Consider the following 21,320-nt stretch of genomic DNA (forward strand, 5'->3'; position numbering starts at 1 on the left):
GGGCCACCGCGCGGTCGCCACCCGCTACGACAAGCGCGACTACATGTTCCGCGGAACCATCGACGTCGCCTCGATCAGGATCTGGCTCCGCGACCCCGTCCCATGATCCAAGGGACACGCTCTAGTCCTGGCTAGCCGGCGATCCGGCTCAGGCGCGCGGAGAGGTGGGGCTGCAGGGGCTGGCCCATCATGGCCCTCTCGTCGACGTAGGCGAGGTCCCCACCCTCCACGAGCCCGTACAGCCGGTGTGACCCGACGACCTCCTTGGCCGACGCGGTGCGGGCCACGGCGTCCGTCTCGATCTCCCAGGAGGTCAGGTTCCTGGCCCGGCCGTAGAAGATCTCGAGGATGCCGGTGGCGTGAGTGATCAGCACCTCGAGCTCGCCGCTCGGCTGCGGCCGCCAGAACCCGGTCTCGCGTGCCGCGGGCCGCAGGATCTCGCCGTCGGGGCCGAGCAGCCACGCCTTGGCCTCGTAGGACAGGAAGGGCCTGCCGTCGTGCGCGAACACGATCTGCTGGCCGAACGCGAACGGTCCGTCGATCGTCGGGTAGACGACCTCGCCCGCACCGCGCCAGACCCCCACCAGCGGCAGCAGCCCGAGGCACTGCTCGTGCAGGTCGGGGCCCTCGCGGAGGTTGGCGGTGTCGTCGGGGATCGGCAGGTCCTCGAAACGGGGCCGGTTGCGCTGCGGTGAGTCGGGCGCCGCGTTGGCCGGCCCCTTGATCGTGCCGGGGATCTCCGGCTCGTCGGTCACTTCGCCTCTCCCGTCAGGTCGGGCGCACCGGGCTCCGTGGTGAAGAGCCGCCGGAGCAGGTAGCCGGTGAAGGCCACGGTGCCCGCGCTGGCTGCGATCAGCAGGCCGGTGAAGAACCAGTGCACGGCCGCGCAGCCTAAAGCATGTCCGGTGGGTCGACGTCGCCAGGCAGAGGCCCACCCGGAAAGCGACGAGCGGCACTTCCGTCCGACGAGTTCGGACGAAAGTGCCGCTCGTACGGCTCGTCAGGCGACGGCGACCTCGGCCCGGTGCAGGCCGGGACCGTCGGCGGTCAGCTGCGCCTCGCCGTTGCCCGAGCGCGAGAGGGCGCGCAGCGTCCACGTGCCGGGGGCGGCGAAGAACCGGAAGTCGCCGCTGGCCGAGGCCACGACCTCGGCGGTGAACTCACCCGTGCCGTCCAGCAGCCGGACGAACGCGCCGGCGACGGGCTGGCCGTCGGCCACCACGCGCCCGGTGAGCACGGTCTCCTTGGTCAGGTCGGTGCCCGGGGGCAGCGCGACCGCCTGGTCGGGGGCGCCGCACATCAGGAGGCCGCCTTCTGGCCCGCGCCGAGCTCGATCGGCACGCCGATGAGCGAGCCGTACTCGGTCCAGCTGCCGTCGTAGTTCTTGACGTCGCTGTCGCCGAGCAGCTCGTGCAGCACGACCCAGGTGTGGCTGCTGCGCTCGCCGATGCGGCAGTAGGCGATGGTCGCCTTGTCGGCGTCGTAGCCCGCCTCGCCGTACAGCTTGGTGAGCTCCTCGTCGGACTTGAACGTGCCGTCCTCGTTGGCCGCCTTGCTCCACGGGATGTTGATCGCGGAGGGGATGTGGCCGGGCCGCTGCGACTGCTCCTGCGGCAGGTGCGCGGGCGCGAGGATCTTGCCGGAGAACTCGTCGGGCGACCGGACGTCGATGAGGTTCTTCGCGTCGATCGCGTCCACGACCTCGTCACGGAAGGCGCGGATCGAGGTGTCGGCGTCCTTCGCGGTGTAGGTCGTGGCGGTCCGCTCCACGATGTCGGTGGTGAGGGTGCGGCCGTCGAGCTCCCACTTCTTGCGCCCGCCGTCGAGCAGCTTCACGTCGGCGTGGCCGTAGAGCTTGAACTGCCAGTAGGCGTAGGCGGCGAACCAGTTGTTGTTGCCGCCGTAGAGCACGACGGTGTCGTCGGTGCTCACGCCCTTGGTCGACAGCAGCTGCTCGAACTGCTCCTTGCTGACGATGTCGCGGCGGACGGGGTCCTGCAGATCCGTCGTCCAGTTGATCTTGACGGCGCCGGGCAGGTGGCCGCCGTCGTAGGCGGTGGTGTCCTCGTCGACCTCGAGGAACACAATTCCGTCCGTGCCGAGGTTCTTCTCGGCCCAGTCCGCGGTGACGAGGACATCCTGGCGGCTCATGAAACAGCTCCCTGCTTGTCGTGGTTCTGGCGGGCTCTGAAGATTCTTTGGGCGAGGGCGTACAGCTCGCAGCCCAGGCAGAAGCCGAAGGCCGCGTTGAGGAAGGCGGCGGCCAGCGCGAACGCGGTGGCCACGATGCCGAGGGCGGTCAGGCCCGTGAGGTATCCGACGGTGCCGACGGCGGCGAAGACGAGCCCGACCGTCTGGGAGAACCGCACGGGGGCGGCCTCCTCCTGCTTCGTCGAGGGACGCAGCCGCGGCGCGACCACCTTGCGGAACAGCACCGAGTACGGCGCGAACCGCAGTCCGGCGACCGATCCGAGGGCGAACACCACCGTCTGCGCGGCGAGCAACCAACCGCTGCTGGTGACGAGGACCAGTGCGAGGACGACGGAGGTCAGCGCCGCGGCGAAACGGACACCGCGCGGATCGACCGCCAGTTCCGTGCGCGTGGCGGATTCGGGCATGGACATGCTCCTGAGGGGCGTGGAGGGACGCGTGTGCTCAGGAGACCAGACACAGGCAGCTGCCGACACGGCACAGGTCGACTGCGCGGCGTCGGGTCAGCGGCCAGTACACGGCGCCGAGGGTAACCCAGGATCCCGCTTTGCGGGAGCGTGCTCCCGGCCACCGGACACCCGACCGGGTGGTCGGGTCACGCGGGGCCGAGCTCGCCGGCGAGGCGAAGCTCCAGGTCGGACGGGCGCGGCACGCCCGAGAACCGCAGCAGCTCGCCGCCGTCGCGGCCGAACGCCACCACCGTCGGGGTGCGCATCACGTCGAGCTCGCGAGCGATGTCGGGGCGGTCGGCGACGTCGATCTCGCGGTGCACGACACCGGGCCGGGCTGCGGCGAAGTCGGTGAGCAGCGCGGCGGTCTGGCGGCACGGCGTGCAGACGGGGGAGGACAGCTGCAGCAGCAGCACGCGATCGGCGTTCTGCGGGGTGTGCCCGGCCAGCGCCCAGCCGCCGGTCGCCGAGCCACCGGTGCGCAGCCGGCCGTTGCGCGCCCGCAGCACCAGCCCGACGGCGGTGGCGAGCACGAGGGTGGCGACGAGCGCCGCGAACCCCGGAGAGGTGACCACGGCCGGTCCAACGCGTCGCCGACCGCGGTTACTCCCGGGGCCGTGCGGGTCCTGACGCCAGCAAGGTGGCAATGCTGCCACTGGGCGCCGGTATTGCCACCTTGCTGGCATTCGGGGACGGCAGCGGCGGCGGGCGCGTCAGGGTGCCGTCGTCGCGCCCAGCACCAGGTTGCTGGCGGTGCCGCTCAGCTCGAGGGCACCGTTCCGGGCCTGCAGCGTGGTGGGGGTGACCTCGAAGGGCAGCGACCCGGGGTCGATCCGCAGGGTGAACAGCTCCTGCAGCTCCTGCTGCACGGCGGAGGGCAGGGCGGGCGCGTCGCTGCCGCCGAGCCGGATGTCGCGCGGGACGATCTGCGCCGCGCCGTCGACGAGCTCCAGCACGGCGATGACCGACACCTCGACGTCCTGCCCGAGCAGGCTGCTCGTGCCGACGAGCCGGGCGGCGGTGTCGGGGTCGATCTGCGCCAATGACGGGTCGGCGCCGTCGTCGACGGCCTGCTCCAGGGCGTCCTCGTCGATCGTCTCGACGCGCAGGTCGTCGATGCCCGGCACCTGCCGCTCCAGGTCCTCGGCCGGGATGCGCACGGTGCCCTCGGCCTCGTCGACCTGCAGCGTCTTCGGCCCGGAGGCCAGCAGCATCGACAGCGGCGCGGTGACGTCGCGCAGCTGGGCGGTGATGGAGACGTCCTGCAGCTCGCCGACCCGGATCCGGGAGGCCTGGACGTCCACGCTGGAGTACTCGCCGGACAGCGCCTGGGTGAGGAAGGGGAAGCCGTTGATGCGCACGGCGGGGTCGTCGACGAGCCCGATCTGCTCACGCATCTGCCGCGACACCGCCGACTCCGCGAGCGCGGCCGCGCCGAAGTCGACGGCGACGAACAGTCCCACGAGCACGAGCAGCCCGATGACCAGCCGCCTCATCCGACCTCCGACCCTGCGCCCCGGCGTTCCGCCGGGATGTGGCCTCTGACCGTAGAGCCGCGGTCCGCGGAGCCGTCGGCGGGGCGGGCGCCGGCGGCGTCACGGGCCCAGCGGGTGATCCGCTCCGCCAACGCGGCGTCCGTGCCGCTCTCGCCGTGCCCCGTCCCCGGTTCGGTCCACAGCTGTGCACGGCCGCCGGACGCCGCGGCGAGGGCCCAGGCGTGACCGCTGGAGAAGTAGGGGTCGCCGGTGAAGTGGACGAGCAGCAGCGGCGTCGGCGCGATGTCCCCGACGACCTCGACCGGTGAGGGCGGCACGGTCGTCCACGGCCCGGCGAGCCGGACGCCGAGCAGGCGCGCGGCGAGCCTTCCGTGCGGCTGCTCCAGGAGCCAGTGCACCCGGCGCATCGGCACGGTCTCCCGGGAGTACCAGCGGGCGGGCGGGCTGACCGCGACCACCGCGTCCGGGCGGGCCGTGCCCGCGGCGGCCTGCCGCAGGGCGACGGCGGCGCCGAGGGAGAACCCGACGGTCACGACCCGTGGGTATCCCGCCGCCCTCGCCCATGCGACGGCGGCGTCGAGGTCGAGGACCTCGCGGTCGCCCACCGTGCTGCGCCCGCCGGAGCGCCCGTGCCCGCGCATGTCGAACGCGACCACCGGGGCGTGCGCCGCGAGCGCCGTGAGCACCCGCCTGGTGCTCGGGTGCCGCGTGTGATGGGTGAACCCGTGGCATACCGCGAGCGCGGTGTCCGCGTCGGGTCCGGGCAGGTGCACCCCGGCGAGCGGCACCCAGTCCATGCTGCTCGCCCGGATGACGGTGGGCGTGACCTGCGCCGCGCCGGTCGTGTCCTCGGCCTCCACCCGGTTATCCTGCATCGATCCGCGTGGTGGTGTTCCTACCGGGTCACGTGGTGTGAACGGTGCGTCAACGTCGCCCGCCGTCGATTCGGACAGGCGCGCCGTATCGCCGCTCGGCCCCAGCGGCCCTCGGCGGAGAGGAGGCACCACGTGGAGCTCCTTCTGCTGACCGCCGATCCCGATCCGGGATCCGTGCTGCCGGCACTGACCCTGCTCCCGCACGGAGTGCGCACGGCGGCCCCGGAGGTCGCCGCGCTGCTGGACGCGGGCCCCCACGACGCCGTCCTCGTGGACGCGCGCACCGACCTCGTGGCCGCCCGCAGCCTGTGCCGGCTGCTCGGCAGCACCGGCACCGACGTCCCCGTCGTCGCGGTGCTCACCGAGGGCGGGCTCGTCGCGGTGTCGGGGGAGTGGGTCGTCGACGAGATCCTGCTGCCCGGCACCGGGCCCGCCGAGGTGGACGCGCGGCTGCGGCTGCTCAAGGCGCGCCCCGGCGGCGACGCGGGCCGCGACGGCGGTGCGCTCGTCCTCGGCGAGCTGGTGATCGACGAGGCCACCTACGCCGCGCGCCTGCGCGGCAGGCTCCTGGAGCTCACCTACAAGGAGTTCGAGCTGCTCAAGTACCTCGCGCAGCACGCCGGGCGCGTCTTCACCCGCGCCCAGCTGCTGCAGGAGGTGTGGGGGTACGACTTCTTCGGCGGCACCCGCACGGTCGACGTCCACGTGCGGCGGTTGCGCGCGAAGCTCGGCCCCGAGCACGAGCAGATGATCGGGACCGTGCGCAACGTCGGCTACAAGTTCGTGCGCCCCGGCCGGGGGAGCCTCGGTGCCGCGGCACCCGCCACGGCGGAGGACACGAGCGACGACGGCGACGAGGGCGAACGGGCTGCCGCACCCGCGCGGGACCTCGTGGGCAGGCGCTAACGGGCCGGAGGGCGACCATCGGGACCGCCGGTCCGTGATCGCCGTGAGTGTGCGGTTTCCGCTGTCGGTGGTGCACGAACGCGGATCTCGTGGCGGTCGTGTATGCGGTGATCGCTGTGGGTGTGCGGGTTCTGCTGTCGGCGGTGCGGACGTGCGCATCTCGCGGTGATGTTCGGGGTGACGGGGGCGTGGTCGGGTGATCGCTGTGACTGTGCGGTTCCGTCGTCGGCGGTGCGCGGGTGCGGATCTCGCGGTGATCACGGGCCGAGGGTCGGTCGGCCATCCGGCAGCCCGTCGCGGCGTACGCTGGCCCGGTGATCGACCTGTCGTGGCGTTCGGGCCTGGACGATGCCGAGATCGACGAGGTGCGCGCCCTCCTGGCGGCCGCCACCGAGGCCGACGGCAGGGCGCCGGTCGGCGAGCACGTGCTCCTGCACCTGCGCGACGCCGAGGGCGCGGCGCAGCTGCTCGCGCGCGACCCGGCGGGCACGCTCGTCGGGTTCGCCCACGTGGACATCGCCGCCGACAGCGCCGACAGCGCCGACAGCGCCGACAGCGCCGACGGCGCCGACGGCGTCGGGGAGCTCGCGGTGCACCCCGCGCACCGCCGCGCCGGCACCGGCCGCCGGATGGTGGAGGCGCTGCTCGAGCGCGCCGCCCGGGAAGGCGGGCACCTGCGGCTGTGGGCACACGGGCAGCACCCGGGGGCGGTGGCGCTGGCCGCCCGGCTCGGCTTCACGGTGGCCCGCGAGCTCTGGCAGATGCGCCGCAGCGGCCTGCAGGAGTCGCTCCCGGAGCCGGAGCTGCCCGCCGGCGTGCGGTTGCGCCCGTTCGTCGTGGGCGTGGACGAGGCGGAGTTCCTGCGCGTCAACAACGCGGCCTTCGACTGGCACCCGGAGCAGGGCGGCTGGGACGTCGAGCAGGTGAAGGTGCGCGAGGCCGAACCGTGGTTCGACCCCGCGGGGTTCCTGCTCGCCGTCGACGCCGAGGACCACCTGCTCGGGTTCCACTGGACCAAGGTCCACGCGGACGAGCCGGAGCCGCTCGGCGAGGTCTACGTGCTCGGGGTCGACCCGGCGGCGCGCGGCATGCGGCTCGGGTCGGCGCTCACCCTCGCGGGGCTGCACCACCTGCGCAACCGCGGCCTGCGCACCGTGCTGCTGTACGTCGAGGCCGACAACGATGCAGCCATCCGGTTGTACCGGGGCCTCGGATTCGCCCAGTGGGACACGGACGTTTCGTACGTGCGCTGACGGTCGTTCACCCCCCGGCAACCGGACAACCGATCGCGCGGCTCATGTCGTCGCTGGTCACGGCGCGGTCACGCTGCGTCTGCCCGGCGTGGCCTGCCTCACGACAGGCAGGTGTTCATTCCCCGTTCACCTCTTGTGGGGAGCGCGTCCACCACCGCTACCTACCGTCTGTCACGAGCGGCCACCCCGAGCCGCACCGGACCCGTTCGTGGGGACGACGACGGAGGAACACAGTGAAGATCGTGCGGCACGGTTCCCGTGCCCGAATGGCAGCGGTGGGTGTCGCCACCAGCGGCGCCCTGCTGCTCGCCGGTTGCGGCGCGGCGAACGAGACCGCAGCCCCGTCCACCGGCGGTGCGGACGGTGCCGCCGCGGGCGTCTCCGGCAGCATCGCGGGCGCGGGTTCCAGCGCACAGCAGGCCGCGATGCAGGCCTGGATCGCCGGGTTCACGGGCGCCAACCCGGGTGCGACCGTGAACTACGACCCGATCGGCTCCGGCGGTGGCCGCACCCAGTTCATCGAGGGCGCCACGGTCTTCGCCGGCTCGGACGCCTACCTGGACGAGGAGGAGCTGCCCGCGGCCCAGGAGCGCTGCGGCGGCGACGTCGTCGAGGTCCCGCTGTACATCTCGCCGATCGCGGTCGTCTACAACCTCGAGGGCGTCGAGCAGCTGAACCTCGCCCCCGCCACGATCGCGGGCATCTTCGCGCAGCAGATCACCAACTGGAACGACCCGGCCATCGCCGCGGACAACCCGGGCGTCACGCTGCCAGACCTGCCGATCACCGTGGTCAACCGGTCCGACGAGTCGGGCACCACCGAGAACTTCGCCGAGTACCTCGCCGCCGTCGCCCCCGACGTGTGGACCTACGAGGTCAGCGGCGACTGGCCGGTGCCGGGCGGCGCCGCCGCCCAGGGCACCTCGGGTGTGGTGGGTGCGGTCGGCGCAGGCAACGGAACGATCGGCTACGCGGACGCCAGCCAGGCGGGCGACCTGGGCGTGGCCGGCGTCGGCGTGGGCGGCGAGTTCGTGCAGCCCACCGCCGAAGCGGCGTCCACCGTCGTGCAGGCCTCGGAGCGCGTGGAGGGCCGCGGGCAGCACAGCTTCGCCTTCGACCTCGCCCGTGACACCACGCAGTCGGGCGCCTACCCAATCGTCCTGGTGTCCTACACGCTCGCGTGCGGCAGCTACGAGAACCCGGCCGACGGTGAGCTGGTCCGGGCGTTCGTGACCTACATGGCGAGCGAGGAGGGCCAGCAGACCGCCGCGGAGAACGCGGGGTCGGCTCCCATCTCGGACTCGCTGCGCCAGCAGTTCCAGCCGGCCATCGACGCGATCGGCGCGGCGGCGAGCTGAGTTGAGGATCACCTGTTCAGGAGTCCCGGAGGCCGCCATCATGGCGGGTGGCTCTCCGGGCTCCTGGACGTTCGGCCCGGTCCGATCTCGTACCGAGCCTCCCGTACCGATCCCGGAAGGGGACGGCGTGAGCGAGCTTGCGAGCTCACCATTCAGCGCAGCAGTACCGCGAACGCGGTCGACGAGCGTCAGCGAGGAGACGGCGTGAGTACGAGCACTGCTCGGCCCGACGTGCAGGCCAGGCCGTCGAAGGCGGTGCAGCGGCCTGCTGACCGCATCTTCGCCTGGTCGGCCAAGGGGGCGGGGATCCTGATCCTCGCCATCCTGGCGGGTGTCGCCGCCTTCCTGTTGGTCCAGGCCTGGCCCGCCGTCGTCGCCCCCGCCGAGGAGATCGACGGCGAGGGTGGGCTGATCGCCTACATCTGGCCGCTCATCTTCGGCACGCTGCTCGCAGCGGTGATCGCGCTCGTCATCGCGACGCCGCTCGCGGTGTGCATCGCCCTGTTCATCACCCACTACGCGCCGCGCAGGCTGGCGCAGGGCCTCGGCTATGTGGTCGACCTGCTCGCCGCGGTGCCCAGCATCGTCTTCGGCCTGTGGGGCGCGTACACGCTCGCCCCGGCCAGTGTGCCGAGCGCCCGGTGGCTCGAGGAGAACCTGGGCTGGATCCCGCTGTTCGTCGGGCCGGCGTCCGCGATCGGCCGCAGCATGCTGGTCGTCGGCATCGTGCTCGCCGTGATGATCCTGCCGATCATCACGGCCGTCAGCCGCGAGGTGTTCCTCCAGACCCCGAAGCTGCACGAGGAGGCCGCCCTCGCCCTCGGCGCCACCCGCTGGGAGATGATCCGGATGGCCGTGCTGCCGTTCGGGCGGTCCGGCGTGATCAGCGGGGCGATGCTGGGGCTCGGCCGCGCGCTGGGCGAGACGATGGCCGTGGCGGTCATCCTCTCGGTGTCGGGCGGCGTCACGTTCAACCTGATCAGCGACGCGAACCCGGGCACGATCGCCGCGAACATCGCGCTGCAGTTCCCGGAGGCCAGCGGGCTCGATGTCAACGTGCTCGTCGCCTCGGGCCTGGTCCTGTTCGGGGTCACGTTCGCGGTCAACATGCTCGCCCGCTACATCGTCAACCGCCGCCGCGACTTCTCTGGGGCCAACTGATGTCCGTCTCCACACAGCACGAGGTCGAGTCGCGGGTCGGCACCTCGACGCGCTCCCTGCCCACCGTCCAGGGAGCGCTGCCCCGCTGGGCGACGTGGGGGCGCTGGCCGCGGCCGCGGCCGTCGTCGCCGGCGTGCTGGCCGTCGCCGGGTTCGGCATCGGCCTCTAGGTGGTGCTCACCGCCTTCGTCTTCGCGGTCGGCCTCTACACGTGGTCGCGGATCGTCGAGGGCAGGCGCAAGGCCACCGACCGGCTCGTCACCATCGTGGTGACATCGGCGTTCCTGCTCGCGCTCGCCCTGCTGATCTCGGTGCTCTACACCGTGATCGCGAACGGGCTCGCCCGGTTCGACGCCATGTTCTTCAACTACTCGATGGCGGGCGTCGTCGGCGCGGGTGGCGGCGCCTACCACGCCATCCTCGGCACGCTGATCATCACGGGGCTGGCTGCGGTGATGTCCATCCCCATCGGCGTGCTCACGGCGATCTACCTGGTGGAGTACGGCACGGGCAAGCTGGCCAAGGCGATCACCTTCTTCGTGGACGTCATGACCGGCATCCCGTCGATCGTCGCGGGTCTGTTCGCGGTCTCGCTGTTCACGCTCATCCTCGGCCCGGGCGTCCGCTTCGGGTTCATCGGCGCGGTGGCGCTCTCCGTGCTCATGATCCCGGTGGTCGTCCGCTCCACCGAGGAGATGCTCAAGATCGTCCCGAATGAGCTGCGCGAGGCGTCCTACGCGCTCGGCGTGCCGAAGTGGCGCACGATCGTCAAGGTCGTGCTGCCCACCACGATCGCCGGCATCGCCACCGGCATCACGCTCGCGATCGCCAGGGTCATCGGTGAGACGGCCCCGCTGCTGATCACGGTCGGCCTCGCCACCTCGGTGAACCTGAACCCGTTCGACGGCCGCATGGCCACGCTGCCGGTTTTCTCCTACTACTCCTACGCCACCCCGGGCATCCCCCGCGAGGCGTTCACGGACCGGGCATGGACCGCCGCCCTGGTGCTGATCATCATCGTCATGGCGCTGAACCTGATCGCCCGCCTGATCTCCCGCCTCTTCGCCCCCAAGTCCCGATAGCCGTCCCGAAGAGCCAAGGAACACAGTGGCAAAGCGCATCGACGTCACCGACCTGAACATCTACTACGGGTCCTTCCTGGCGGTCCAGGGCGTCAACATGTCGATCCAGCCCGGCAGCGTCACGGCGCTCATCGGACCGTCCGGCTGCGGGAAGTCCACCTTGCTGCGGTCGATCAACCGCATGCACGAGGTCATCCCGGGCGCGCGTGTCGAGGGATCGCTCGAGCTCGACGGCCAGAACCTGTACGGGCCCGGCATCGACCCTGTGGGCGTCCGCCGCCAGATCGGCATGGTGTTCCAGCGCCCGAACCCGTTCCCCACGATGTCGATCTACGAGAACGTCATCGCCGGGATGCGGCTGAACAGCAAGAAGATGAAGAAGGACGCGCTCGACACCCTCGTCGAGAGGTCCCTGCGCGGCGCCAACCTCTGGAACGAGGTCAAGGACCGCCTCGACCGGCCGGGTTCCGGCCTGTCCGGCGGGCAGCAGCAGCGCCTGTGCATCGCGCGCGCCATCGCCGTGCAGCCCGACGTGCTGCTCATGGACGAGCCGTGCTCGGCGCTCGACCCGATCTCCACGCTCGCGATCGAGGACCTGATCAACGAGCTGAAGACGGACTACACGATCGTCATCGTCACGCACAACATGCAGCAGGCAGCGCGCGTCAGCGACTTCACCAGGTTCTTCAACATCGAGGGCACCGGGAAGCCCGGCAAGCTGGTGGAGATGGCCGAGACCAAGACGATCTTCTCCCAGTCGAAGGAGAAGGCCACCGAGGACTACGTCTCCGGCCGCTTCGGCTGAGCGCGACGTCCGATCACCACGGGCCCTGCCGGTGCGGACCGGAGGGGCCCGCTGTCGTCCGGGTCAGATCGGGATCGCGTCCGGTTCCTGCCCGGTGACCGCGTAGACCGTCTCCCGCGCCACGACGACGGCGTGGTCGGCGAACCGCTCGTAGTAGCGGGCGAGCAGGGTGATGTCGACGGCGGAGCGCACGTCGTGGGGCCACGCGGGATCCATGAGCACGGCGAACATCCGCCGGTGCCGCGCATCCATCGCGTCGTCGTCGGCGTCGAGCTCCACGGCCAGGAGCACGTTGCGGGTGCGGGTCACCTCGGCGGCCTTGAGCGCAAGCTGCACCGCCAGCCTGCCCATCTCGGCGAAGTCGTCCCGGACCTCCGCCGGTACGGCCGGGGCCGGGTGCCGCATCCGCACCACGTCGGCGACGTGGAGGGCCAGGTCACCCATGCGCTCGATGTCGCCCGCCGCGCGGATCGCCGAGACGACCGCACGCAGGTCGCCCGCCACCGGCGCGTGGAACAGCAGGGCGTCGGTGGCGACCTCCTCGACCCTGGCGCGCAGCGCGTCGATGTCGGCGTCGCCCGCGACGACCTGCTCGGCCAGGCGCACCCGGTCCTCGAGCAGCGCGGCCGTGGCGCGCTGTAGCGCCTCGGCCGCCGCCGCGCACATGCGGCCGAGCAGCGAGGACAGCTCGGCCAGCTGTTGCGGCAGCGGCACAGGGACCATGGTTCCGAGCCTAAGACCGGTACTCGTCGGCCCCGCAACTGGTGCGTGAACGCCTCAGTGCAGTCGGTCGCGCTCCGCGAGCTCCGCTCAGACTGCGAGGGGACCCGGCATCTGGCCGGTGACGACGTAGACGATGCGGCGGGCGACGGCGACCGCGTGGTCGGCGTAGCGCTCGTAGAACCTGGCCAGCAGCGTGATGTCGACGGCCGGGCCGACGCCGTGGCTCCAGTTGCGGTCCATGAGCACGGTGAACATGTGCCGGTGCAGGTCGTCCATGGCGTCGTCGTCGCCCTCCAGCTCAGCGGCGCGCGCCAGGTCGCGGGTGCGGATGACGTCGCCCGCCTTCGTCGCGAGCTCCACGGCGACCCGGCCCATCTCGGCGAAGTAGGGGGCGACCTCGTCGGGCAGCACCGGCTGCGGGTGCCTGCGGCGCGCCGCCTGGGCCACGTGCAGGGCGAGGTCGCCCATCCGCTCGATGTCGCCGGCCCCGTGGATGGCGGAGACGACGATGCGCAGGTCCGTGGCGACCGGCGCCTGCAACGCCAGCAGCGCGAAGGCGCGTTCCTCCGCGGCCGCGCGCAGCTCGTCGACGCGGATGTCCTCGGAGATCACCTCTTCGGCGAGCTGCAGATCGCATTGGAGCAGGGATCGGGTGGCCTTCTCCATCGCCGCCGCGACCTCGGTGCACATGCCCGCCAGGGCTCCGGCAAGACCTTCGAGCTGCTCCTGGTAGGCGTCACGCATCTCACAAGCGTAGTCAACGTTGCGGCGATCAGCCGTACGAACGCGTGAATCCGGAGCGAACGCGGGCTTTCATGATCACGCGCAGGCGATGTCGGGCGCGCCGCTCGTCGCCGGATCGGCGGACTGCAGGGCGACCGGCGCGGCGGGCGCGCGGACGACGTCGTCGAACGACCGGCCGAGGACCAGCTCGAGCACGCCGGTGGCCCCGGGGTCGGGCACGGATGTCGCCGAGGGCACCGTGGCCGCGAGCAGCGCCGCCGCGGTGGCCTGGTCGGGGGAGAAGCGCACGACCGTCTCGGAGGTGGGCTGATCGGCGTTGCTCACCTCGCCGACCCCGAAACCGAGCGAGCGCAGCGTCTCGCCGACCTCACCGGCCAGCCCGGAGCGGTCGGAGGCGTTGAAGACGTCGACGGTGACGTCGGCCGGAACGGGCCCGGTGTCGTCCGCCTGCTCGGGCAGCGGCGCGTCCTCCCGGACGGCGGCGAACAGCTCGGCGGCCTCGGTGTCGCGGAGCACGACGTTGCCCCGGCTGTTGGGCTCGCGCGCGGTGGGCACCGCGGCGAACGCGACCGCCTCCGTGTCGAGGGCACGCAGCGACCGGGACAGCGCGAGCAGCTGGTCGAGCCCGACCTCGTCGGTGACGAGGGCGTCGCCGAGCGCGGGCCGCAGGGAGAGGACCTGACCGACGTCGAGCAGCGCCGGGACGGACACGGCCTGGTCGAGCACCGCGGCCAGCAGCCATTGCTGGCGCTCGATGCGCCCGTGATCGTTCGCGGGCTCGCCGGGGACGTCACCGGCGCGGACGAAGTCGGCGGCCCGGCGGGCGTCGAGAGTGGTGGTGCCGGGCTCGGGCACGACGGGGCCCAGCACACCGTCGATGACGGGGTTCGGCACGCAGACCTGAGCACCGCCCACGGCCTCGGTGACCGCGCCGACCGCCCGCAGGTCGACGCCCACGTACTTGGTGATCGCGATCCCGCTCAGCTGCTGCACCACCCGCGTGATGCAGCGCGGGCCGCCGACGTCCAGGGCGCTGACCAGCCGGGTGCGCGCCTCGGCGGGCTCGATCTTCTCCGAGTAGGTGGCGGTGGCCGGATCCCAGTGGACGCACGGCGGCCGGTTGATCTCCAGGTCGTTCGGGAACGACAGGACGGTGACCGGGCCGACACCGGCCGGGATGTGCGCGACGGCCACCGTGTCGGCGCGGGGTTGCTGCTCGCCTGCCACGCCGGGATCGGTCGCGACCACCAGCACGTTCTCGTCGCCCTGCTGCGCCTCGGCGTCCACGATCGCCCCGGACTCGAGGTCGAGCGCGGCAGCCGCCGGGATCGCCCCGTTCAACCAGCCCTTCGCCGCCCACCCGGACGCGGTGGTCAGCACCACCAGGAGCGCGAGTGCGCCGGCGACGAGCTTGACCGCGCTCGGGCGCCGGCGGCGCTGCACCGGGACGGCCTGCTCCGGGGCGTCGCCGTCGCGCGTGGCCAGTGCGAGACCGGCGTGGGCGGCGGTCAGGCGGGTCAGCGTTTCGTCGATCCGCACGGCGCGGGTCTCGGCGTCGACCAGCCGATCGGCGCGGCGCGACCGTTCGGCCCGCTCGCTGCGGTCCGGCGCGTCGGCCTCCTCGGGCACGCCGGCCTCGCCGGCGCGCACCCGCGTGGTCGCGTCGGGGTCGGCGACGGGTGCGGCCGCGGGGACACGCGTCGTGGCCTCCGCAGCGGCCGGAGGGCGGCGACTCGCCGCGCGCGCGATCCGCTGGGTGTGCTCGGCGACGGCGCCGGGGGGCTGCGCCCGTGACCGCGCCGGCTTGCGCGGCGGGACCGGCCCGTCCTCTCGCGGCCGGACCGCCGGGGCGTCCGACGGGGGCGGCGCAGGGGGGTCCGCGGCGTGCCGGCGCCGCGGGGGCGGTGCCGGCACAGGGCCCGCGGCATCGGGCTGTGCGGCGCCGGCCGGTGCCGGCCGGGCGGTGCCGGGTCGCTGCGGGGGTACGCCCGGGCCGTGGTGCGGCGGCGGTACGGCGCCCGGGCCGCGGGGGAGCGGCGGGGCCTGCGCGGGGCCTGCCTGCGGGGAGGCGGGCGGGGGCGCTGCCGGGCGGTGGTGTGCGGGGCCGCGCACGCCGGGTTCGGAAGCGGCGGGACCGGCCGGCGGGTCCTCGGGGTCCCTGGCCCGCCTGCGACCACCGGTGGGCGGAACCGGTGGTAGGCCACCTCCCGTTCCGCTGCGGCCCTCCGCTGCGTCGTCGGGCACCTCGGCTCGACGACGGCGGCCCGGGCGGGTGCCGGGCGGGGCGCCCCCGGGGAACGGCGGCACGGACGTCCGAGGGGCGGCCTGCGGAGGCTCGGGGGCCCGTCGACGCCCGGACGGCGGCTGCCCCAGGCCGGGGCTCCACGGCGGTGCCTGCGGGACGTGCGGTGGCGGCTGGTGCCCGCCCGCGGCGCCCCGGGTGCGCTCGAGCTCCTCGGCCGCCCGGCGCCGGGCGGCCCGGCCGCCCACCGGTGGCGTGCCCGGATGCGGGGCAGGCGCGCCGAGCAGGCCGTTGCGGGCCAGGATGTCGTCGACCGACTCCTCGCGCGCCCGCCTCCGGCCGCCGGGTTCCGGGGAGCGCCGAGCACGGCTGCGACCGTCCTCCACGCGACCTCCTCGGACACGGACGAGGGCGGGCACGGATATATCCCCGTACCCGCCCCCGGCTGACCGACCCGAGCTTACGGAGCGGTAGCCCCGAGATCACATGAGGGTGCGACGGGCTGTCGGATCGAGCGGCGAGCGGCAGCCGCGCCCGCGAGACACACCGCGCCCGTCCGTTCGTCGCGGTAGGCCACCGCGTTGCGGCCCGAGTGCTTTGCGGCGTACAGCAGTGCGTCGGCCGCCCCGACCAGCCGCTCGAGCCCGTCCACCGGCCCGGACGTGTGCGCCACGCCCGCGCTGACCGTCACTCGCAGCCCGGGGTCGAGCCGGGCCCACGGGTGGCGGTCGATCCGGTCGCGCGCCGCCTCGCACACCTGCACCGCGTCGCCCAGGTCGCGGCCCGGCAGGACCAGCGCGAACTCCTCTCCGCCGTAGCGGGCGCAGAACGCGCCGTCGGGCAGCCCGGTGTCGAGCTCCGCGACGAGCCGCTGGAGCACCCGGTCGCCGAACGGGTGGCCGTAGGTGTCGTTGATCTGCTTGAAGTGGTCGACGTCGACGAGGGCCACGGCGATCCCGGCGGTGCCGCGGTAGGCCGGGTCGTCGAGGAGCGCGACGAGCCGCTCGTCGAGGTAGCGGCGGTTGTAGCTGGCGGTGAGGCTGTCGCGGCGGCTCTGCTCGCGGGCCTCGGCGTGCTCGCGGCGGAGCCGGTCGAGCTCGTCGGCGGCGGGCAGGCCGTGCAGCAGGCGGACGGCCGCGCGCAGGTGACGGTAGGCGCGCTCCCAGTCACCGGAGGCGGCAAGCTCCTCCGCGCGGGCGGTGTGGCGCGCCGCGGCCGTCGCGGGCCCCGGGAGGGCCGATACCGCCTGCCGTTCGGGTGCGGGTACGGGCGGCGGCCCGTCGTCTCGCACGTCTGCCTCCATCGGAGTGACCATGACCACCGCACACCTCCCTGTTACCGGTGATGTCGGCGTGACCATCGGGAGCCTTGAGACAGGGGTGCCCGTTCGTCGGCGCTTCCACCCGACCGGTGTGTCAGCCGCCCGAGTGGTCCAGCTCGGCACCCAGCGGGACGGACGGGTCGTCCGGATCGTCGAGCCAGTGCTCCGGCAGGACGACCCGCCCCGGCGAGCCCTGCCTCCCGCGCGGCCCGTCGGCCTCGGCGGGGAACTCGTGGTCGAGGTCGAGCTGGGCGAGCAGCTCGTCCAGCTCGTCGAGACCGGCGACGAGCCCGAGCCTGCGCCGCAGCTCCGAGCCGACCGGGAAGCCCTTGAGGTACCAGGCGATGTGCTTGCGCATGTCGCGGATGCCCTTGTCGGGGCCCATGTGCTTCTGCAGCAGCACGGCGTGCCGGCGCATCGTCGCGGCGACCTGCCGGATCGTCGGTTGGGCCGGGAGCGGCCGCCCGGCGAACGCGGCCTCCAGGTCGCCGAAGAGCCACGGCCGTCCCAGGCAGCCGCGGCCCACCACCACGCCGTCGCACCCGGTCTCGGCCACCATCCGCAGCGCGTCGGCCGCGCTGAAGATGTCGCCGTTGCCGAGCACGGGGAGCTCGGCGGGCATGGCGTCGCGCAGGCGCGCGATCGCCGACCAGTCGGCCGTGCCGGAGTAGCGCTGGGACGCGGTGCGCGCGTGCAGGGCGACGGCGGCGACCCCGGCGTCGGCCGCCCGGCGGGCCGCGTCGAGGTAGGTGTGCCGCTCGTCGTCGATGCCGATGCGCATCTTCACGGTGACCGGGACCCGGCCCGCGTTCTCCACGGCCGCCCGCACGATCCGCTCGAAGAGCATGCGCTTGTAGGGCAGCGCCGCCCCGCCGCCGCGGCGGGTGACCTTGGGGACCGGGCAGCCGAAGTTCATGTCGATGTGGTCGGCCAGGTCCTGCTCGACGATCGTGCGGACGGCCTGTCCCATCGCGGCGGGATCGACCCCGTAGAGCTGCATCGACCGCGGGTGCTCGTCGGGATCCATCGCGATCATGCGGTACGTCAGCGGGTTCTTCTCGACGAGCCCACGCGAAGTGATCATCTCGCAGACGTAGAACCCGGCGCCCTGCTCACGGCACAGGCGTCGGAACCCCGCGTTGGTGATGCCGGCCATCGGGGCCAGCACCACCGGCGTGTCGGACACGTAGGGGCCGATGCGCAGCGGTCGGACGGCGGTCGGGGCACTCACAACACCCCATTGTCCCCGCTGTCAGAAGTCGACGGTGATGCAGGCGGCCCGGTCGCCCGCGGTGCCCGCCTCGCCCGGCCCGGTGGCCGTCGGCATGGCGTGGATGACCACCGAGCCCGGCCGTCGGTCGTCCGGGAACTCCCACGCCACGGTGGTCTCGGCGCTGCCCGCCCCCGTGCCGTCGGTGGTGAGGTCCAGCCAGATCTCGTTGTCCGGGTTGGCGTACTGCGGGTCGACGCTCGGCTGCACCGGATCGACCTCGTACTGGAAGTGCGGCCCGGCGTCCGCACCCGTTTCGCCGCAGGGCTCGCTGTGCACGTGAGCTCCGTACCGGCGCTCCGGCTCGAGCCCCCGCAGGGCGAGCATGACGGTGGCGCTCCCCTCGCCCGACCGCGAGCTGACTGCGCCGCGGGTGCCGGCGGGCACCAGCACCTCGTCGTAGGTGACGGCCACGCCGGCCGTGGTGGTGAACGTGGCGCTGACCTGGACGTCACGCGTCGAGGAGGAGGTCGGGCTCACCGAGGCCGTCGAGGCCGCATCGGCGCACCCGGACAGCGCGAGGACGCCGATCAGCCCGGCGAGGACGGGACGTGGGGAACGCATGGCACCAGAATGGGTGGTGACGGGAGGTAGCGAGCACTGACCCTCTGTTACTCCAACCGAGCGAAGAGCGACGAGAGGTGGACGGGCCGTAGGCTGGGGCGGCCATCGCACGCGGTCGTGCGTGCGGGGCAGGGGCCTCTAGCTCAACTGGCAGAGCAGCGGACTTTTAATCCGCGGGTTGTGGGTTCGATCCCCACGGGGCCCACCGGGGCTGAGCGGCGACTATGCTGCTCAGCCCAGCGGCTGTCCGGCGTGGTGTCAATCACGATGACTGCGAGTATGCTCCGGATCGTGGCCAACGGCGGCGTCAGACGGCGGCAGCGAGGGTCGATCCGCAGGCGCGGGAACTCGCTGCAAGTGCTGGTCTACGCGGGGATCGACCCCCTCACCGGGCAGCGGATGTACCTCTCGGACTCCACGACTGACCCGGACGAAGCCGAGCGGATCCGGACGCGGCTGCTCGCCGAGGTTGACGAGCAGCGCAACGCGCGGACGCGGGCCACGCTCGGGGCCGCGCTGGACGCCTGGTTGCGGACGCACGAGGCAGAGGAAACGACGCTCGACGGCTACCGGGGTTACATCCGGCGCAGCATCAAGCCCGCGCTTGGCGCAGTGCCGATCGGGAAGGTCACTGTGCAGCTGCTCGAAGAGTTCTACGCGGAGCTGCGACGGTGCCGGCACCTGTGCCGGGACGGCTCGCCTGCCGTCGACCACCGCACGACAGCTGACCACGAATGCCGAACGGTCCGGCATCGCCGCCGTCCAGGACGACCGGGGAGAGAACCGCACGACTGCGCGACGGCAGGCTGCGTCGTCGCGGAGTGCCCGCCGCACCGGTGCGTTCCGATGGCGTCGTCGTCGATCCGGCAGATTCACTGCATCCTCAGTGCCGTACTGGGCGCGGCGGTGCGGTGGGAGTGGATCAGGACGAACCCGGCTGATGTCGCCAAGAAGCCGCGCCAGCGCCCACCGCAGCCTGAGCCCCCCACCGCCGCGGAGGCCGCACAGATCATCGAGGCAGCGTGGTCGGAGGATGAGGCGTGGGGCACCCTGGTCTGGCTCGTCATGGTGACGGGGCTGCGCCGCGCCGAGCTCCTCGCGCTCCGCTGGTCCGACGTCGACCTGTTCGGAGGAATGCTCGCGATCCGGCGGAACTACGTGCGGTCGCAGCGCCGTGGGATCGAGAAGGACACCAAGTCGCACCAGATGCGACGTATCGCGCTCGACCTCGACACAGTGACCGTCCTGGCGAAGCATCGCGAACGCTACGAGGAGCGAGTGCGAGCACTCGGGGAAGAGCCGACCGAGCAGGCGTTCTTGTTCTCCTATCAGCCGCTGGCGGACCGTCCGATGGACCCAAGCGCAGTGACCCATCGGTACGGGCGCACGTGCGCGAAGCTGGGCATCGGCAGCCACCTGCACGCCTTGCGCCACTACTCGGCGACGGAGCTGCTCACGGCCGGCGTCGACCTCCACACCGTCGCCGGAAGGCTCGGACATGGCGGCGGAGGAGCCACGACCCTCCGTGTCTACGCGGCGTGGGTCGGAGAAGCCGATCGTCGTGCGGCGGACATCCTGGGCAAGCGCATGCGGAGACCGGATCAGCCCGCGGTGTAGCTGCGTTGCTACACCCGGGTCCCGATTACGCGGTTCAGGACCTTGTCGAAACTTCGCTGGAACTCCAGGGTGGCAGTTTCGAGGTAGTGCACGCCGTTGCGGAAGTGCTGGTCAGTCCTGCCCAGCGGCGCAAGGTTTCGTTCAGCCAAGGTGTCGCCACGCTGCTCGGCGCTCCGTGAGGGAGGCGGCCCGGCGGCGTGCCTCCGCGCCTGCACCCGCTGTGCCCTCGACTGCCATTCTCGCGAGCCATCCGACGAGAAGGACCTCCTGAGCGGCTACGCACTGCTCGAGGCGCACCGCGTCGAGGTCGCCCCATGCTGTGAGCAGTTGGTCGACGTCGGGGGGATCGGCGAAGCGTCGGGAGAGGATGAGGAGCTTGGCCGGGTCCCACTCGCGTGGTGCGCTGCAGGCGTACTCCAGATCGATCAACCAGGCCTGGTCGTCGGGGTCGATGAGCACGTTGCCCGGCTGGAGGTCGCCGTGGCTGAGCACGACGCCGCCAGGGCGGACCAATGAGCCGAGCGCATCGGATGCTGCGCGGCAGCGGCTGACGAAATTCGCTGCCAGGCGCTCGCCGAGCACGGCCAACGACCGGGCGTCCGGCACATCCGGAGGCCATCGGAGCTCGAGGACGCGCTCGGTGGATGCCGTCGCCAACCGTGCCGTCTCGGCGACGATTGCGGGCCAGTCCTTCCTTGCTGGCCGCCGCCCGGTTACCCACTCGCAGGCCATCGCGTGCCGATGCTCGTGGAGGGTGATCGGCCCTGCGATGAGCCGGGGGGTGCGAACGCCGGCGGCTACCGCCGCGTGGATGGCTGCGGCCTCCGACGCGACTGCCGCGCTCGTCTTGGCCCCTGGCCGGGTCAGCGTGAGGGCGCTGCCCGACCTCGGGAGATGCCAGATCATCCGCGACGAGGATGAAATCATCCGTGCACCGGTGTGCTCCAGACCGAGACGCTCGGCAGCGTCGGTCATCGCTGCTCGTTCGCCGTGTAGTGGCTGTTCCTGCTGCATCATCGCGTCGCGACAGCCGGAACGCGGGCGAGATACTCGGCGAGGAGCCGCATGTCGTCGATCACGGCGTCTGCGCTGGCGAGTGCCTCGCGCTTCCCGGCCTTATTGGGGTCTTCGATCTTGGCCGGGCAACGACCGTTTCGACCTGGCTCGCCGGTGACGTTCTGTAGTTGCCCTTGGGTGGGGTGACCCTGGTGTGAGGTGCCCGCAGCTCTTCGTGATCATGACTG

At 72.6% G+C, this 21,320-nt stretch carries 22 protein-coding genes and 1 tRNA gene; 8 read left to right on the top strand and 15 right to left on the bottom strand.

Going from position 1 to position 21,320, the window contains the following annotated elements:
* Positions 1-131 precede the first annotated feature (131 nt).
* The 8 genes from KME75_RS26500 to KME75_RS26530 all read right to left on the bottom strand — a co-directional run bounded on the left by KME75_RS26500 (position 132) and on the right by KME75_RS26530 (position 5,016).
* Positions 132-737 carry a heme-binding beta-barrel domain-containing protein gene (locus KME75_RS26500; protein WP_219417623.1) on the bottom strand — a complete coding sequence of 202 codons (606 nt, stop codon included), beginning with the start codon at positions 735-737 and terminating at the stop codon, positions 132-134.
* Between the two features lie 14 nt (positions 738-751).
* The gene (locus tag KME75_RS45170) at positions 752-880 is read right to left on the bottom strand and encodes a hypothetical protein (protein WP_281424703.1); all 129 of its coding nucleotides are present in this window, start codon (positions 878-880) and stop codon (positions 752-754) included.
* 120 nt (positions 881-1,000) lie between these two features.
* On the bottom strand, positions 1,001-1,300 hold the full coding sequence (locus tag KME75_RS26505) for a DUF1416 domain-containing protein (protein WP_219417603.1): 300 nt from the start codon (positions 1,298-1,300) through the stop codon (positions 1,001-1,003).
* Positions 1,300-2,151 (bottom strand): sulfurtransferase, encoded by an 852-nt coding sequence (locus tag KME75_RS26510; protein ID WP_219417604.1) that lies wholly within the window; start codon positions 2,149-2,151, stop codon positions 1,300-1,302. The genes KME75_RS26505 and KME75_RS26510 overlap by 1 nt, the downstream gene beginning before the upstream one ends.
* On the bottom strand, positions 2,148-2,618 hold the full coding sequence (locus KME75_RS26515) for a DUF4395 domain-containing protein (RefSeq protein ID WP_372452668.1): 471 nt from the start codon (positions 2,616-2,618) through the stop codon (positions 2,148-2,150). Before KME75_RS26515 ends, KME75_RS26510 begins: the two co-directional genes overlap by 4 nt.
* A 188-nt stretch (positions 2,619-2,806) precedes the next feature.
* A complete protein-coding gene (locus tag KME75_RS26520; protein ID WP_308283099.1) occupies positions 2,807-3,235 on the bottom strand; it encodes a thioredoxin family protein in 429 nt (142 codons plus the stop codon).
* 138 nt (positions 3,236-3,373) lie between these two features.
* Entirely contained in the window at positions 3,374-4,156 is a 783-nt protein-coding gene (locus tag KME75_RS26525) for an LmeA family phospholipid-binding protein (RefSeq protein ID WP_219417607.1), read from the bottom strand.
* Positions 4,153-5,016 carry an alpha/beta hydrolase family protein gene (locus KME75_RS26530; protein WP_308283100.1) on the bottom strand — a complete coding sequence of 288 codons (864 nt, stop codon included), beginning with the start codon at positions 5,014-5,016 and terminating at the stop codon, positions 4,153-4,155. Before KME75_RS26530 ends, KME75_RS26525 begins: the two co-directional genes overlap by 4 nt.
* A 147-nt stretch (positions 5,017-5,163) precedes the next feature.
* On the opposite strand from KME75_RS26530, the gene KME75_RS26535 reads away from it, so the two are divergent.
* The 6 genes from KME75_RS26535 (at position 5,164) to pstB (ending at position 11,595) form a co-directional block, all read left to right on the top strand.
* On the top strand, positions 5,164-5,937 hold the full coding sequence (locus KME75_RS26535) for a winged helix-turn-helix transcriptional regulator (RefSeq protein WP_219417609.1): 774 nt from the start codon (positions 5,164-5,166) through the stop codon (positions 5,935-5,937).
* A gap of 314 nt (positions 5,938-6,251) precedes the next feature.
* A complete protein-coding gene (gene mshD, locus KME75_RS26540) occupies positions 6,252-7,190 on the top strand; it encodes a mycothiol synthase (RefSeq protein WP_219417610.1) in 939 nt (312 codons plus the stop codon).
* Positions 7,191-7,456: 266 nt separating this feature from the next.
* Complete coding sequence (gene pstS / locus KME75_RS26545; RefSeq protein ID WP_219417611.1) at positions 7,457-8,548, top strand: phosphate ABC transporter substrate-binding protein PstS; 1,092 nt, start codon at positions 7,457-7,459, stop codon at positions 8,546-8,548.
* 204 nt (positions 8,549-8,752) lie between these two features.
* Complete coding sequence (pstC, locus tag KME75_RS26550) at positions 8,753-9,709, top strand: phosphate ABC transporter permease subunit PstC (protein WP_219417612.1); 957 nt, start codon at positions 8,753-8,755, stop codon at positions 9,707-9,709.
* Between the two features lie 169 nt (positions 9,710-9,878).
* The gene (gene pstA, locus KME75_RS26555; protein ID WP_219417613.1) at positions 9,879-10,790 is read left to right on the top strand and encodes a phosphate ABC transporter permease PstA; all 912 of its coding nucleotides are present in this window, start codon (positions 9,879-9,881) and stop codon (positions 10,788-10,790) included.
* A gap of 25 nt (positions 10,791-10,815) precedes the next feature.
* Complete coding sequence (pstB, locus tag KME75_RS26560; protein WP_219417614.1) at positions 10,816-11,595, top strand: phosphate ABC transporter ATP-binding protein PstB; 780 nt, start codon at positions 10,816-10,818, stop codon at positions 11,593-11,595.
* A 63-nt stretch (positions 11,596-11,658) separates the two neighbouring features.
* Here the strand turns inward: pstB and phoU (KME75_RS26565) are convergent, their stop codons facing one another.
* The 6 genes from phoU (KME75_RS26565) to KME75_RS26590 all read right to left on the bottom strand — a co-directional run bounded on the left by phoU (KME75_RS26565) (position 11,659) and on the right by KME75_RS26590 (position 18,459).
* Positions 11,659-12,318, bottom strand: a complete 660-nt coding sequence (gene phoU / locus KME75_RS26565; protein WP_219417615.1) for a phosphate signaling complex protein PhoU — start codon at positions 12,316-12,318, stop codon at positions 11,659-11,661.
* A gap of 87 nt (positions 12,319-12,405) precedes the next feature.
* Entirely contained in the window at positions 12,406-13,062 is a 657-nt protein-coding gene (gene phoU, locus KME75_RS26570; protein ID WP_219417616.1) for a phosphate signaling complex protein PhoU, read from the bottom strand.
* Between the two features lie 75 nt (positions 13,063-13,137).
* Entirely contained in the window at positions 13,138-15,690 is a 2,553-nt protein-coding gene (locus KME75_RS46130; RefSeq protein WP_219417617.1) for an LCP family protein, read from the bottom strand.
* Positions 15,691-15,764: 74 nt separating this feature from the next.
* Positions 15,765-16,607: a GGDEF domain-containing protein gene (locus KME75_RS26580; RefSeq protein WP_246632893.1), complete on the bottom strand. Its 843-nt coding sequence runs from the start codon at positions 16,605-16,607 to the stop codon at positions 15,765-15,767.
* A 112-nt stretch (positions 16,608-16,719) separates the two neighbouring features.
* The gene (dusB, locus tag KME75_RS26585) at positions 16,720-17,856 is read right to left on the bottom strand and encodes a tRNA dihydrouridine synthase DusB (RefSeq protein ID WP_219417619.1); all 1,137 of its coding nucleotides are present in this window, start codon (positions 17,854-17,856) and stop codon (positions 16,720-16,722) included.
* A gap of 21 nt (positions 17,857-17,877) precedes the next feature.
* Positions 17,878-18,459: a superoxide dismutase family protein gene (locus KME75_RS26590; protein ID WP_219417620.1), complete on the bottom strand. Its 582-nt coding sequence runs from the start codon at positions 18,457-18,459 to the stop codon at positions 17,878-17,880.
* A gap of 132 nt (positions 18,460-18,591) precedes the next feature.
* On the opposite strand from KME75_RS26590, the gene KME75_RS26595 reads away from it, so the two are divergent.
* Positions 18,592-18,664, top strand: a tRNA-Lys gene (locus tag KME75_RS26595).
* Complete coding sequence (locus KME75_RS26600; RefSeq protein ID WP_219417621.1) at positions 18,640-20,076, top strand: tyrosine-type recombinase/integrase; 1,437 nt, start codon at positions 18,640-18,642, stop codon at positions 20,074-20,076. Before KME75_RS26595 ends, KME75_RS26600 begins: the two co-directional genes overlap by 25 nt.
* A gap of 141 nt (positions 20,077-20,217) precedes the next feature.
* On the opposite strand, the gene KME75_RS26605 is transcribed toward KME75_RS26600, so the two are convergent.
* On the bottom strand, positions 20,218-21,051 hold the full coding sequence (locus KME75_RS26605; protein ID WP_219417622.1) for a phosphotransferase: 834 nt from the start codon (positions 21,049-21,051) through the stop codon (positions 20,218-20,220).
* Between the last annotated feature and the right edge of the window lie 269 nt (positions 21,052-21,320).

The sequence above is a fragment of the Pseudonocardia nigra genome (genome assembly GCF_019396355.1).
GTDB classification, from domain to species: Bacteria; Actinomycetota; Actinomycetes; order Mycobacteriales; family Pseudonocardiaceae; genus Pseudonocardia; species Pseudonocardia nigra.